Origin of the sequence: Chitinophaga skermanii (genome assembly GCF_003259335.1) — a bacterium.
GTDB lineage: Bacteria > Bacteroidota > Bacteroidia > Chitinophagales > Chitinophagaceae > Chitinophaga > Chitinophaga skermanii.
In genome coordinates this window covers 405,036-418,997 of record NZ_QLLL01000006.1, presented here as the reverse complement: position 1 = coordinate 418,997, position 13,962 = coordinate 405,036, and the positions used below count along the sequence as shown (strand labels likewise).

The following is a 13,962-nucleotide window of genomic DNA, read 5'->3' as shown; positions in this document are numbered from 1 at the left end:
ATGATAAATATATTTTGTGAGTGATCGTTGGTTGCTTTGTGCAGCATTCGTTGCCACGCTCGCTTCAGCTGTAGTGCTTACGCGATGCCTAGAATTTCGCGGGCAGTATAGGCATCTTCACGTATTTGTGATACCAAGGCATCAATATTATCATACTTACGGTCTTCTCGCTGGTAAGCCATAAAGGCTACCCGGATGGGTTGGTCGTAAATGTCTTCATTGAAATCAAAAATATGCACTTCGATACGCAATTCTTTACCATTAAAAGTAGGGCGTGTACCAATGTTCAATACACCATTCAACTCCCTTCTTTCTTCCCCCACAAATACTTTAACAGCATATACACCTTGCGCAGGAATCAGTTTACGTGGGTCGTTCAAACCAATGTTCGCCGTAGGAAAACCCAATTGGCGACCCATTTTATCACCATGTATAACAGTGCCACCCAAGAAATAAGGATACCCAAGCAATTCATTCGCCAAGGTAATATCGCCTACTTTCAAGCTATTACGAATTTTGGTAGAACTAACGGTTAAATCATCCACCACTTGCTGTGGAATCTCGATCAAGCAAAAACCGTATTTATTTTGCTCAGCTTCCAGTAAATGCAAACCACCTTCCCGGTTATGCCCAAAACGGTGATCGTACCCAATAATGATGGTATGCGGGTTAAAGCGCTGGATCAAGAAATTTTCTAAGTAAGCCTGTGCAGATAATTCGGAAAAAGCCTTCGTAAATGGCACCACCACCAGGTGATCCACCTGTTCTTGACTTAATAACTCGATCTTCTCTTCCAAGGTAGTGAGCAAACGCACGCTGGTATCGCCAGGCATTAATACCTCCCGCGGATGCGGATCGAAGGTAACTACCACCGATTCGCCACCACATGCCTGTGCTGCCTGCTTTAACTGTTGTATAATATGCTTATGGCCGTAATGCACGCCATCAAATGTGCCGATGGTAATCACTGCATTCCTAAAAGCCGGTAGTTGTTGTAAATCGCGATGAACCTGCATGGTAAAACTTCAAATTCCCAAATTCCCCCGAAGGGTAAACGCAAATCTAATCGATTTACGCATATTCCTCAATAGTTTAAAGTGTTCGCCGGTATTTTATTACTATACCCCCTGCTTTTGCTCCCAACTTTTTCGCTTGCAATCAGCCTATAGGTAAGTATCGTATGAACATGCTAAACATAAAAATGTACATTATAATGTACATTTTCTCTTCTACTGTACCCGCAAAAATGTACTTTTGCACTTTGAATTCGTACTTAACTAATACAATTATACTACAAGTGGACCAGAACCTGTACGCAAAACGCGGTGTGTCGGCCGGCAAAGAAGATGTGCACAATGCCATCAAAAACATCGATAAAGGATTATTCCCGAAGGCTTTCTGTAAAATTATTCCAGATATTTTAGGTGGCGACGCCGAGATGTGCAACATTATGCACGCCGATGGCGCAGGTACCAAATCATCTTTGGCATATACTTATTGGAAAGAAACCGGTGATATTAGCGTTTGGCGTGGTATTGCACAAGATGCTATTATCATGAACATCGACGATCTCCTTTGCGTAGGCGCTACCGATAATATCTTGTTATCGTCTACTATTGGTCGTAATAAAAACCTCGTACCAGGTGAAGTAATCGCTGCTATCATCAACGGCACCGAGGAAGTGTTGGAAGAATTACGTTCACATGGAATCGGTATTTACTCTACAGGTGGCGAAACCGCCGATGTGGGCGACCTTGTACGTACCATCATCGTGGATTCTACGGTAACTTGCCGAATGAAAAGAAGCGATGTGATTTCTAACGATCGCATTAAAGCAGGTGATGTTGTGGTAGGGTTGGCTTCCTACGGCCAAGCTACTTACGAAAGCCAATACAATGGCGGTATGGGCAGCAATGGCTTAACCTCTGCTCGCCATGATGTATTTAACAAGCAAATCGCTGCAAAATTCCCTGAAAGCTTTGATCCAGGTATTCCGCAGGAAGTCGTGTTCTCTGGTAGTAAAAATTTAACCGATCCTATCGAAGTACCGGGCTTTGGTACCGTAGATGCCGGTAAATTGGTATTGTCACCAACAAGAACCTATGCGCCTGTGATTAAGAAGATATTGGAATTGTACCGTTCACAAATCAACGGTATGGTACATTGTAGCGGTGGTGCACAAACCAAAGTGCTCCATTTCATCGAGAACTTACACGTTATTAAAGATAACCTCTTCCCAATTCCGCCATTATTCAAGCTCATCCAAGAACAATCTGGTACCAGCTGGAAAGAAATGTACCAAGTATTCAACATGGGGCATAGAATGGAATTGTATGTACCGGCAGAAATTGCCCAAGAAATCATCGCTATTTCAGAAAGCTTTGGTATTCCTGCGCAAATTGTAGGTAGAGTGGAAGCTAGCGAACATAAACAAGTAACTGTTAGAAGCGAATTCGGTGAATTCGTATACGCGTAAGCGCTAACTAACAGAAAATCATAGGCAAAGGCCGTTTCTACCTTGTAGAAACGGCCTTTGTACATTATACAGTGACTATGCATACTTCGATATGGATGGAGTGTAAACCTATCTTTTGCCTATCTTAACCCTATCTCGACCCTATCCTTTGCCTATCTCGACCCTATCTCAAGCCTATCTCAAGCCTATCCTAAGCCTATCCCCGGCCTATTTATACATCTGTAAATCAATACGTTAACTGTTTTTGAGCTAGTTCTACTCCTTGTAACATTATGTAAATCATTTGATTGCAAAGGAATCCGGCATAATTCGGCACGCAGGTAGGGGGTAGGGTGGTTAAAATGCTTTGTTTAGGGGCAATGGAGAGAAGAGGAATGGTTGTTAGCACACTTAATATATGAAATGTGGAAAAGGGTTTTTCTCCCTAAACAGCGCTATATACATGCAAAAAGGCTGCTCATGCAGCCCTTATTGTAATTATTTGAATTCTATTGGAATGTGTGTCAATACGTTAATCGCTTTTCCATCTTCTATAGCCGGTAGCCAGCGTGGCATTTTTCGAACCATATCAATAGCTACATCATCTAAGCCGTAACCTAACGATTTACCGTAGACCTGTATATCGCGAATTTCGCCATCGGCTTTTACAACGAATAAGATACCCACTTTACCTTTAATATCGGCTTTACGGGCTTCTTTCGTGCGAATAGCGTGTGCTTTTAGGTAAGCATTCAAAGCTTCTTTGCCTGCTGGGTAGCGAGGGGGCAAGTTCTTTAAAGTAGTATAAGCTTGCGCAACGGAATCTTCAGCGCGTAATTTTAAATATTGATCTAAAACAACCGGATCTTCTTTAAAAGGCTGTGCAGGCGTAACTGTTGTATCCTGCGTAACAAATACACCGTAACTGGCATCTTTTGCTTGCACATGCAATGCGGATGTAGCAAGGACAATACCCAAAGCGGCAGGGATTAAAAATGGTATTCGCATGGTTTTTAATTGATTAGAAGGGCGCTAAGGTAGAAAAATAAACCGGGTATTCGATAACACCCGGTTATTATTTTGGTAGTTAGAATGGGGATACATAACAATGTTACTTTCGCATAGCGAAATAACTTTGCTTGCTTGGTGTATGAAATAATAAATGGAAGAATTCGAATAAGAGAATTCTTTACTAGCGTGGTTTTTCGAGGAAGATGGTTGTTTTTCTCCTTTATAAGTGTGGATATGACACCATAAAGACCGTTGAAACCCTTTATGGTATTGGTTTACGGTTGCTGCTGCAAAATACGAAAAGAATTTATTTTACCTACATGAAAATGCCCGGCTCGATAAGAACCAGGCATTGTTTAACTCCTTTATAGTTAGGAATACGATGAATTATTCTTGGATAGTAAAACGAATCGGCAAATTAAACTGTACGTTTACCGGCCGGTTGTTTTGCTTACCCGGGTTCCATTTCGGCATCATCTGCACAACCCGTAACGCTTCTTCTTCCAAGCCATTGCCACGAATTTTTCCCACAGTTTTCACATCTTTCACTTGCCCATCTTTACCCACAACAAACGTTACGAATATAGTTCCTTCTTTCCCTTTATTACTTGCCTCTTCTGGGTAACGAACGTTACTGCGAAGGAATTTATTCAAGGCTTCTTCACCACCCGGGTAGGAGGGTGGCTGCTCTACAAAAGTGAATATTTCGTTGGCTTCACTTTCCTTATGTATATTTTCTACAGTCACCTTAGGCAACGATAATTTAACTGCCGGTGGTGGCGGTGCTTGGATAGCAAACCCCATCGCGCAGAAACATACCAACACTACCGGTAACATCATGAATTTACGTAAACCCAAAAGTGAACCTTTGGCCGGTTGTAATAACATGTGTATACGGCGACTAATCGGCGCTTGCAATAATGGGCTCGCCAAGGCTGGATGTACACCGTGCATTGCTTGGGTTAAAATGGTTTCGGCATAACCGGCCACGTTACCCTTGGCCGTAGTGGCATCGGCAATAAATTCATGTACCATCGATAACTCCTTCTTCATGAAATGAAATACAGGGTTGAACCAAAATACGGCCGTTAATACTTCCATGAAAATATTATCGAGACTATGCTTGCCGCGCAAGTGAGCCGTTTCGTGCTGCAATATTTGTTGACCTTCAGTGCTGGCTAGGTCTGTATTTTTAGGCAAGAAAATATACTTGATAAAAGAGAAGGGCGATTCAATGACTTGGCCGAATACCACCTTATAAGGCGATTTTTCTTGCAGTTCGCCTTCTTTTAATAAGCGGTATATTTTAAAGAACATCCTCGTAAGTCTACACAACGCAAATACAGTAATGAGGCTGTACAGAAGTACACTCCAACTAGCAAGATTGAACTCGAAAATATGTTTTGGCTCGCCTGCGTATAATACTTGTTCCCGTAATTGTACAAAGCTGGCCGTATAGCTCAACATTGTATTGTCTTGTAAGGTGGGTATTAAAGGCAAAGGAATTTTCACGAACGGAATCACCACCGATACGAGGGCTGAAAACAGCAAGTAATAACGGTTCCATTGGTGGAAACGGTGATTACGTAAGGCAAAATGGTAATAAGCGTATAACACAACGCTGCAAATCGATACCTGTAAGAAATAAGCAAAAATGGGTGTCATATTTCCTGGTTTAATCCTTTAAATGTTAACGTTCATTCACGCGCACAGCAACATCATTGCCTGTTTGTACGCAGCGTACCGGTAAAACACAGTGCGATTCAACAATCTGCCCGTTTACTTTACCGGGTTGCCAGCGATCGCTGTTTTTGAGTACCTCTACAATACAGCTTTCCAATATTTTATTCGTGCTTTTATTCGTGCCATTAATATTACTCAATTTTCCCCTAGCGCTTACATCGAATTGTACATAGGCATTACCACTAAGGTCTTTCCCGGGAAAATTCTGCACATAGGTTTGTAAATAGGCGCCTATTACTTCTTGGAAGGCTTGTTCGCCACCGGGAAACTGGGCTGCCCTGTGTTCTTCCATGCGTAGATCGCCGGGGGTGAGGGCTATTTGATGATCTTCGGTTACTTCAAACTCGAAGGGTAAGTAGCACATGGTGGGAACGGCTTGCCCGTTGAGCATAGCCGGTTGCCATTTAGGCATTTTCTTGAGGGTGTTGGCAAGTTGTGATTCCATGGCACGGTTAGAGGATAAACCTACAGGGCGCACATTCACCACCGAGCCATCTTTCTCTATGGTAAAAGCAAAACTGGCTTTACCACGGTTGCGCACTTTTTGTTGCAACAGCGGCCAGTTAATCGTTTTCAGTAAAAAGTTATTCATAGCCGTATCGCCACCGATGTATGCAGCGTTTTGACTGATCAACGACGTATCGGCAGTAGTTTGATGTAGGGCGTTTGCTTCTAGGAGGCAACCTAATAAGCACACCGTAAGGAACATGCGCAGGTTCATAGCAGGTAGTTTATAGGCCTTTTTGCTTGGCTTCTTTCACTTGTTCGAGTAAATTTTCTAGTTCGTTTACACTGATGTTTTTGTCTTTCATGAAAAACGACACCAAGTTGCTGTACGACCCTTCGAAATAGCCTTTCACGAATTGCTTCATGGTTTTGCGGCTATATTCGTCTTTACTAATAAGGGCGAAGTACTGGTGCGATTTTCCGTAGGCTTTAAAGTCGACGAATTCTTTTTCAATCAAGATTTTAACGAGGGTAGATACGGTATTGTAGTGTGGTTTCGGTTCGGGTAACTCTTCGATAATTTCTTTCACGAAAGAGGGACCGAGCTTCCACAAAGCTTGCATAATTTGCTCTTCTGCTTTGGTAAGTGTTTTCATGCAACTTGACATTTTCTAACCTAAAGGTAAACTAAAATCATAGTTTGAGAACTATTTTGATAGTTTTAGTGGGTGACTATATTAAATCCCTGCATATGAACGTTTTAAAAGCGGTTTTTGTATATAAAATGTAGTAAAAGCCAAGAAAAATCCTCCGTGTTTTTATATTTTATACTGGCAGGATGGGATAATTAATTATTTTTGTTGCTGTTAAAAACAAATAGATGACCGCTGAACAACCCATTGTACAATTATCGAATGCCAATATTTACCAAGGAAGCGCACTAATTTTATCCGACGTAAATATTGCTGTAAATAAAGGAGAGTTTGTTTATTTGATTGGTAAAACAGGTTCGGGCAAGTCGAGTTTATTAAAAACTTTGTACGGCGATTTGTCATTAAGAGAGGGTTCCGGCCAGGTGGTAGGATTTGATTTGAAGAAGATGGATTGGAAGAAAGTTCCTTATTTAAGGAGGAATTTAGGGGTTGTTTTCCAGGATTTCCAGTTATTAACGGATCGTAACGTACACGAAAACTTAAAATTCGCCCTGAAAGCTACCGGCTGGCAGGACGCTAAACAAATTGAGGATAAAATCAACGACGTATTAGACAAAGTAGGTTTACGCACCAAGGGTTTTAAAATGCCCTACGAGTTGAGTGGTGGTGAACAACAACGTGTAGACATTGCACGTGCTTTGCTCAATGCTCCCAAATTAATATTAGCAGATGAGCCAACGGGTAATTTAGACCCCGAGACATCGGATGGTATTATGCAATTATTATTTCAGATTTGCAGGGAAGACGGTACGGCGATAGTGATGGCCACCCACGATTACATTACACTGCAGAAATTCCCGTCGCGCGTGATCCGCACGGAAAATGGGCAGGTAATCGACAATGCAGCCATTAACTTTGCGTAGGTCGGTTGAAGATTTTTATTAATATGGAAAGAAATGCTATTGTCCGGAAAGGCCAATGGGAGCGGGTGTTTTACATAAATAAGTCACTATTTTAGAACTTATTTGTGTATTTCCAAGTTTTCATTACCTTTGCAGCGGAAAAATAGCGACTAATAATTTATTTATTTAATTACAAGATGTCTTACTTAACAGTAGAAAAGAAAGCTAATATTTTTAAAGAATTCGGTGGTAGCGAGAAAAATACCGGTTCAGTTGAAGCTCAAATCGCTCTTTTAACTGAGCGTATTTCTAGCATTTCTGCTCATTTGAAAGCAAACAAGAAGGATTTCTCAACTCACCGTGGTTTGATGAAAATGGTAGGTCAAAGAAAACGTCTTCTTTCTTACCTTTCCAAAACTAACCTCACTGGCTACCGTGCTTTAATCGAGAAGTTAGGTCTCAGAAAATAACCTGGAATTTTTTATAGCGCTATTCCCAACTTTTTCAGTTGGGAATAGTTTTTTTGTATGTATACGTTTTTAATCTTCACTAATTTATGACTCTGACACCTACTTCGGTTAAATTTGATATAGGCGATGGACGCGAGGTAACCATCGAAACGGGTAAAATGGCCCGGCAAGCCGATGGCGCTGTGACAGTTCGATTGGGCAACTGTATACTACTAGCTACAGTAGTTGCCAACAAAGAACCTAAAGAAGGTCAATCGTTCTTCCCGCTTACGGTGGACTATCAAGAGAAATTTGCTTCTGCTGGCCGCATTCCTGGCTCTTTCTTTAAACGTGAAGGCAAACTATCCGATTATGAAGTTTTGATTTCCCGCTTAATCGACCGCGCATTACGCCCCTTGTTCCCCGACGATTATTTGTGCGATGTTCAAGTTTTAGTTACCCTCATCTCCTCCGATCCAGAAGTTGTTCCAGATGCATTGGCTTGTTTAGCTGCCTCTGCTGCTTTGGCTGTTTCTGATATTCCGGTACAAGAAATTATTTCCGAAGTACGTGTTGCACGTATCGAAGGAAAGTATGTAATCAACCCTTCTCGCTCAGAGCTTGCAAAAGCTGATATGGATTTCATCATCGGTGCTACTGAAAAGAACATTATGATGGTGGAAGGTGAAAGTAAAGAGTGTAGCGAAGAGGATATGATCCAAGCTATTGAAACTGCTCATAACGCTATCCGTATCCAAGTTAAAGCACAAGAAGAATTGCGTGCTTTAGTAGGTGTTACCGGCAAACGCGATTACACTAAGCCTTACGCAAACGAAGAATTGAAAGCGAAAATCGCTGACTTCGCTAGCGAAAAAATCTTAGCGGTTGCTAAATCTGCTTTGTCTAAACACGATAGATCGGATGCTTTCGATAAAATTGCTGAAGAATTAACCACTTTCTTAGGTGAAGAATTACCCGACGAAGACAAAAAAATCGCCGGTAAATACTTACACAGCATCGAGAAAGAAGTGATCCGTAACATGATCTTAGACCAAAGCGTTCGTTTAGACGGTCGCCAATTGGATCAAGTACGTCCATTAGTAATGGAAGTAGATTTGTTACCTTCTCCACACGGTTCTGCTCTCTTCACACGTGGTGAAACACAATCTTTAACAACCGTTACTTTGGGTACGCCAGACGACGAATTGTTGATCGAAAGTGCTGCTACTTCTAACTACGTGAAGTTCATTTTACATTATAATTTCCCTCCATTCTCTACAGGTGAAGTGAAACCAATGCGTGGCCCTGGCCGTCGCGAGGTTGGTCACGGTAACTTGGCAATGCGTTCTTTGAAACAAATGATGCCTGGTTCCGACTATGCTTACACTGTAAGGGTGGTATCTGATATTTTGGAATCTAACGGTTCATCTTCCATGGCTACTGTTTGCGCAGGTTCATTGGCTTTGATGGATGCGGGTGTTCCAGTTCCTAAGCACGTTTCCGGTGTAGCAATGGGCTTAATCTCTCGTTCTACAGATGGTAAATGGGCTGTATTGACCGACATCTTGGGTGATGAAGATCACTTGGGTGATATGGACTTTAAAGTAACTGGTACGCGTGATGGTATCTGCGGTATCCAAATGGATATTAAAGTAGATGGTTTGAGCATGGATGTAATGCGCCAAGCGTTAGCACAAGCTAACCGTGGTCGTATGCACATCTTGGATGCCATGTATGAAACAATGCCGGCAGCTCGCCCAGAACCTAAACCACACGCTCCAAGAATGGAGAAATTGATCATCGACCGCGAATTTATCGGTGCCGTAATCGGACCCGGCGGTAAGATCATCCAAGAAATCCAACGCGAAACTGGTACTACCATCAATATCGAAGAAGTTGGTCAAACCGGTGAGGTTAGCATCTTCTCTTCTCAGAAAGAAAGCTTGGAAAAAGCTTTAGCATGGGTAAAAGGTATCGTTGCTGTTCCAGAAGTAGGCGAAGTATACGAATCTACAGTTAAATCTGTAATGCCATACGGTGCTTTCGTTGAATTCTTACCTGGTAAACAAGGCTTATTACACATCTCTGAAATCTCCTGGAAACGCCTCGATACAATGGAAGGCGTATTAACAGAAGGTGAAACAGTGAAAGTGAAATTAGTAGGCACTGATCCTAAAACTGGTAAGTTCAAATTAAGCCGCAAGGTGTTAATGCCGAAACCAGAAGGTTACGTTGAACGCCCTGAAGGTGACAGAGAAAGCCGTGGCGATAGAGGTGATCGCGGTGGTGACCGTGGCGACCGTCGTGGCGGTGGCGATCGTGACCGTCGTGGCGGTGGTGACAGAGGTGGTCGTTACGACGACCGTCGTGGTGGTGGTGATCGTGGAGATCGCGGTGGATACCGTGATAGCCGTGAATCACGCGAGCCAAAAGACGAACCAATGGAACCATTACCACCAATGTTCGACGAAGAATAATTGTACATTGATTTTCTTTATAGAGAAAGCCGCCTTGGGTAACCAGGGCGGTTTTTGTTTTTATAGTTATTGGGAAGAAGATGATTGACGCTGCCACCGTTCAAATGTGCGACGCCACTACAGCAAAATATGAGTACAGCCGTTCGTTCCACCATACACAACCTCGCTTATGAGCATAAAAAAACGGCCACTACATGTGTAGCGACCGTTAACTATGCGGTATAATATTTACGATTTCGAGTGCATAAAATGTTCCATGAATACGTCGGTTTCGCGGAGAATGTCTTTCCCATTTTTCAACTTAAATACGCGGTAGGCTTTGTTTTGCACTACTTCGATAACAATTTGAATAAAAGGAGCTTGGGAGCGCGGCAATTTTTCCCATACACGTACGCGGCCTTCGGCTAAAAGATCGGGCAAGATTTCGTCTAAGTACGGTACCACGATACGTTCATTTTCCATCCAGAAGAGCATCATCACATCGTTCGAATAGGTGAGCGGGTTGTTTTTCACATCTTGCCAGATTGCCATCGTTTTCTTGTAATGAAGTTCGATGTCTTGCGGCGTGCATTTGTGAAACTGGATGTTTTTAAACGTTTTCGGGTCGTATTTCCGCTGCTTTAACACCGTATCAAGCGAAGTGAGATACGCATCCAGGTCGACTTTATCGATACTGATAATGGCATTTTTCGTTTGATAGATAATAGAGTCTTGGATCTCGAGCGGCTGGATTTTCACGATGTCTTGCGCCTTTAAAAACGAAGTGCAGCATAGGGCGAGCGCTAAGAAATAGAGCTTTTTCATTGGATAAGGTTATATTATTTAAAAAACAAATATAAATGATGTGGATAAGACTAACAAGCTGGTGCCCATGGTTTCTTTATATTTGTGGCCCTTTCATTGAACTTGCGAGTTTTACAATTCGTTAAGTAACCAATTAAAAGTAAAGATTACCTAGATACGATATAAGTACAGATATGAATAGTATTTCAATAAAATTCAAAGCAGTTGGCGATTCCGCCGATTTACTAATTGCCCAGTTAGACCAAATTGGTTATGAAGGTTTTTGGGAAGAGGGGGCAGATATGACGGCTTATATCTTGGAGAAGGATTTTGACGAGGCAGCTTTACAGGAGATTATTGCACCAACAGGCATCCTGTATGAGAAAGCTACTATAGAACCTACGAACTGGAATGCTGTGTGGGAAAGTAACTTCGACCCGGTGATAGTGGATGATTTTTGTGGTATCCGTGCTCATTTTCACGAACCATTAACCGGCGTTGAACAAGAGATTGTCATTACCCCGAAAATGTCATTTGGTACAGGTCACCATGCCACTACCAGTTCTATGATTAGGTTGATGCGTAATTTGGCTTTTGAAGGCAAGCAAGTCTTCGATTTTGGCACCGGTACAGGCATTTTGGCCATCCTAGCCGACAAGTTAGGGGCAGCACAAGTAGATGCGATTGACATCGATGAATGGTCGATCGAGAACACCATTGAGAATGTATCAGAGAACAAAGCCAACAACGTAAAAGCTTGGCAGGCCGATAGTTTAACAGGCATTGAGCAAGCTTACGATATTATACTAGCCAACATCAACCGCCACATTTTAGTGCAGTTTATGCCAGAAATGAAGCGATTATTAAAAAAAGGCGGAATATTACTATTAAGTGGTATTTTGGTTGAAGATGAAACCATTATCTTAGCAGCAGCCGGGGAGCAAGGTCTACAGTTCGAGAATAAAGTAGTGAAAGATAATTGGTTAGCAATGCAGTTTGTAGCATAACAAATCAATATTTATTCATTATTCATATGAAATGAATTGATTTTCTATTCCTTGTGAATCTGGGTAACTTAATTTTCTATTACTTTTAACAAAGTATTTATTATCTTAGCAATCTAACTTATTGTGATGACAGAAATATTGCTATTAATCTGCGCCTATTTAATAGGTTCCATCGCCACTGCCGTTTGGGTAAGTAAAGGTGTATTCGGGATCGATATACGCGAACATGGTAGCGGCAATGCCGGTGCTACCAATACCTTCCGTGTATTAGGACCGAAAGCCGGAACTTTCGTAATGTTGATCGACATGGTGAAAGGTATTTTAGCAGTGAGATTAGCGCTTTTAGTTCCGTTTTATCAAGATCCGGAGAATATTGTTAAGTTGGTAAACTTGCAAATTGGGCTTGGTTTAGCGGCAGTAATCGGTCACATTTTCCCTATTTTCGCTGGATTTAGAGGTGGTAAAGGTATTGCTACGGTTTTTGGAATGGTGTTAGCCATCCAACCGGTTGTAGCATTGTGCTGCGTGGGGGTTTTCTTAATGATTTTATTTTTAACGAGATACGTTTCCCTCAGTTCGATTGTAGCTAGTATCGCACTTCCTATTTTAGTATTATTTATCTTCAATGAAAGAGAACTTTACTACCGTATATTCGCGATAGCAGTGGCTTTGATGGTGGTATTAACACACCAGAAGAACATTGCTCGTTTAATTAATGGTAACGAGAGTAAAGTGCCTTTATTTAAGAATAAAAGAGTATTCCGTCGCCGCAAGGATGACGACGAATAGCGCATATCTCCAACCAAATTGGCATATCAATTGCTTTAACAGTTTTTAAACAACAAGTATAGTTGGAACGAGCACTGTTTGGAGCAATTTTTTTATTTCTGCCTGTTGTTCGACTTCAAAATTCCTTCACAATGAAAAAAGTGTCCTTATTACTGTTTGCCGGCGCGGTTACCTTGGCGGCATGTTCGCGGGTTCCTATCACCGGTAGAAGCCAGCTCAATCTTATTCCTGAAAGCACTATGCAAGAAATGGCTTTAACGGAGTACAAATCTTTCTTATCAACAAACAAAACCGTTACCGCGGCAGGCAATAAAGACGCTGAAATGGTTAAAAGAGTGGGTCAACGCATTGCAGCGGCTGTAACCACTTACATGAATCAAAACGGTGCAGGCGACCAAATCGCCGGTTACCAATGGGAATTCAACCTGGTTACCGATAACCAAGTGAATGCATGGTGTATGCCAGGTGGTAAAGTGGTAGTATATACAGGTTTACTCCCAGTTACGCAGAATGAAACAGCATTAGCGGTAGTAATGGGCCACGAAATTGCCCACGCTATTGCTCGTCATGGTAACGAACGTATGAGCCAAGGCTTAATTGCACAAGGTATCCAAGTAGCTGGTGCTGTAGCATTGAACAAAAATACCCAAGCACAAAACATCTTCTTACAAGCATATAACATCGGCGGTCCTTTAGGTTTGAATGCATACTCTCGTAAAAACGAGTTGGAAGCAGATCACCTCGGTGTAATTTTCATGGCAATGGCGGGTTACAACCCTCAAGAAGCGATTCCATTCTGGCAACGTATGGCGGCTGCTTCCGGCGGTAACAAACCTCCAGAGTTCATGAGTACGCACCCAAGCGATGAACGTCGTATTGCTCAATTGCAAGGTTTAATGCCTGAAGCAATGAAGTATTATAAGCCACAAACTACGACCACTTCAACGAAGAAGTAGTTTTATTGATATAAGTTTTTATTAAAGGGTTTCTACCGGCAAGGTGGAAACCCTTTTTTATTTTTCCTGTTTGGCGGTGGTAATCCTTGGTTTGCATCCATCTTATTTGTTAGGTTCTTAGCTTTTGAAAGAAGATGGGGGCAGTGTCTCTAATGTCATTGGGGTTGGTGTTGATGCTGAATGTTTTAGGGGTAGTGGTGGTGCTAAAAGAGTAGAAATACAAGACATGCAGAAATAGCGAATTGATGGGTTTAATATAATAAAACAGAAAAGGCTACTCGTTGGAGATA

The 13,962-nt window shown here is 41.9% G+C and carries 13 protein-coding genes; 7 read left to right on the top strand and 6 right to left on the bottom strand.

Going from position 1 to position 13,962, the window contains the following annotated elements; genetic code table 11:
- Positions 1–77 precede the first annotated feature (77 nt).
- A complete protein-coding gene (locus LX64_RS17465; RefSeq protein ID WP_111598963.1) occupies positions 78–1,016 on the bottom strand; it encodes a bifunctional riboflavin kinase/FAD synthetase in 939 nt (312 codons plus the stop codon).
- Between the two features lie 281 nt (positions 1,017–1,297).
- Here LX64_RS17465 and LX64_RS17460 point away from each other — a divergent pair, with 281 nt between their 5' ends.
- On the top strand, positions 1,298–2,476 hold the full coding sequence (locus LX64_RS17460) for an AIR synthase related protein (RefSeq protein ID WP_245952718.1): 1,179 nt from the start codon (positions 1,298–1,300) through the stop codon (positions 2,474–2,476).
- A 477-nt stretch (positions 2,477–2,953) separates the two neighbouring features.
- On the opposite strand, the gene LX64_RS17455 is transcribed toward LX64_RS17460, so the two are convergent.
- From LX64_RS17455 to LX64_RS17440, 4 genes are all read right to left on the bottom strand, one after another.
- Positions 2,954–3,463, bottom strand: coding sequence for an energy transducer TonB (locus LX64_RS17455; protein ID WP_111598962.1), 510 nt, complete (start codon positions 3,461–3,463; stop codon positions 2,954–2,956).
- A 390-nt stretch (positions 3,464–3,853) separates the two neighbouring features.
- A complete protein-coding gene (locus LX64_RS17450) occupies positions 3,854–5,131 on the bottom strand; it encodes a M56 family metallopeptidase (RefSeq protein ID WP_111598961.1) in 1,278 nt (425 codons plus the stop codon).
- Positions 5,132–5,156: 25 nt separating this feature from the next.
- On the bottom strand, positions 5,157–5,930 hold the full coding sequence (locus LX64_RS17445) for an energy transducer TonB (protein WP_111598960.1): 774 nt from the start codon (positions 5,928–5,930) through the stop codon (positions 5,157–5,159).
- A 10-nt stretch (positions 5,931–5,940) separates the two neighbouring features.
- Positions 5,941–6,312: a BlaI/MecI/CopY family transcriptional regulator gene (locus LX64_RS17440; protein ID WP_111598959.1), complete on the bottom strand. Its 372-nt coding sequence runs from the start codon at positions 6,310–6,312 to the stop codon at positions 5,941–5,943.
- 224 nt (positions 6,313–6,536) lie between these two features.
- Between LX64_RS17440 and LX64_RS17435 the strand changes: the two genes are divergently transcribed.
- The 3 genes from LX64_RS17435 (at position 6,537) to pnp (ending at position 10,137) form a co-directional block, all read left to right on the top strand.
- On the top strand, positions 6,537–7,232 hold the full coding sequence (locus LX64_RS17435; RefSeq protein WP_111598958.1) for a cell division ATP-binding protein FtsE: 696 nt from the start codon (positions 6,537–6,539) through the stop codon (positions 7,230–7,232).
- Positions 7,233–7,408: 176 nt separating this feature from the next.
- Entirely contained in the window at positions 7,409–7,681 is a 273-nt protein-coding gene (rpsO, locus tag LX64_RS17430; RefSeq protein WP_111598957.1) for a 30S ribosomal protein S15, read from the top strand.
- A gap of 86 nt (positions 7,682–7,767) precedes the next feature.
- Complete coding sequence (pnp, locus tag LX64_RS17425; RefSeq protein WP_111598956.1) at positions 7,768–10,137, top strand: polyribonucleotide nucleotidyltransferase; 2,370 nt, start codon at positions 7,768–7,770, stop codon at positions 10,135–10,137.
- Positions 10,138–10,365: 228 nt separating this feature from the next.
- Here pnp and LX64_RS17420 read toward each other — a convergent pair whose 3' ends face one another.
- On the bottom strand, positions 10,366–10,941 hold the full coding sequence (locus tag LX64_RS17420) for a hypothetical protein (protein WP_111598955.1): 576 nt from the start codon (positions 10,939–10,941) through the stop codon (positions 10,366–10,368).
- Positions 10,942–11,114: 173 nt separating this feature from the next.
- Between LX64_RS17420 and prmA the strand changes: the two genes are divergently transcribed.
- The 3 genes from prmA to LX64_RS17405 all read left to right on the top strand — a co-directional run bounded on the left by prmA (position 11,115) and on the right by LX64_RS17405 (position 13,672).
- Positions 11,115–11,927, top strand: coding sequence for a 50S ribosomal protein L11 methyltransferase (gene prmA, locus LX64_RS17415; RefSeq protein ID WP_111598954.1), 813 nt, complete (start codon positions 11,115–11,117; stop codon positions 11,925–11,927).
- 126 nt (positions 11,928–12,053) lie between these two features.
- Positions 12,054–12,716 carry a glycerol-3-phosphate 1-O-acyltransferase PlsY gene (gene plsY / locus LX64_RS17410; protein ID WP_111598953.1) on the top strand — a complete coding sequence of 221 codons (663 nt, stop codon included), beginning with the start codon at positions 12,054–12,056 and terminating at the stop codon, positions 12,714–12,716.
- 131 nt (positions 12,717–12,847) lie between these two features.
- Positions 12,848–13,672: a M48 family metallopeptidase gene (locus tag LX64_RS17405; protein WP_111598952.1), complete on the top strand. Its 825-nt coding sequence runs from the start codon at positions 12,848–12,850 to the stop codon at positions 13,670–13,672.
- Positions 13,673–13,962 lie beyond the last annotated feature (290 nt).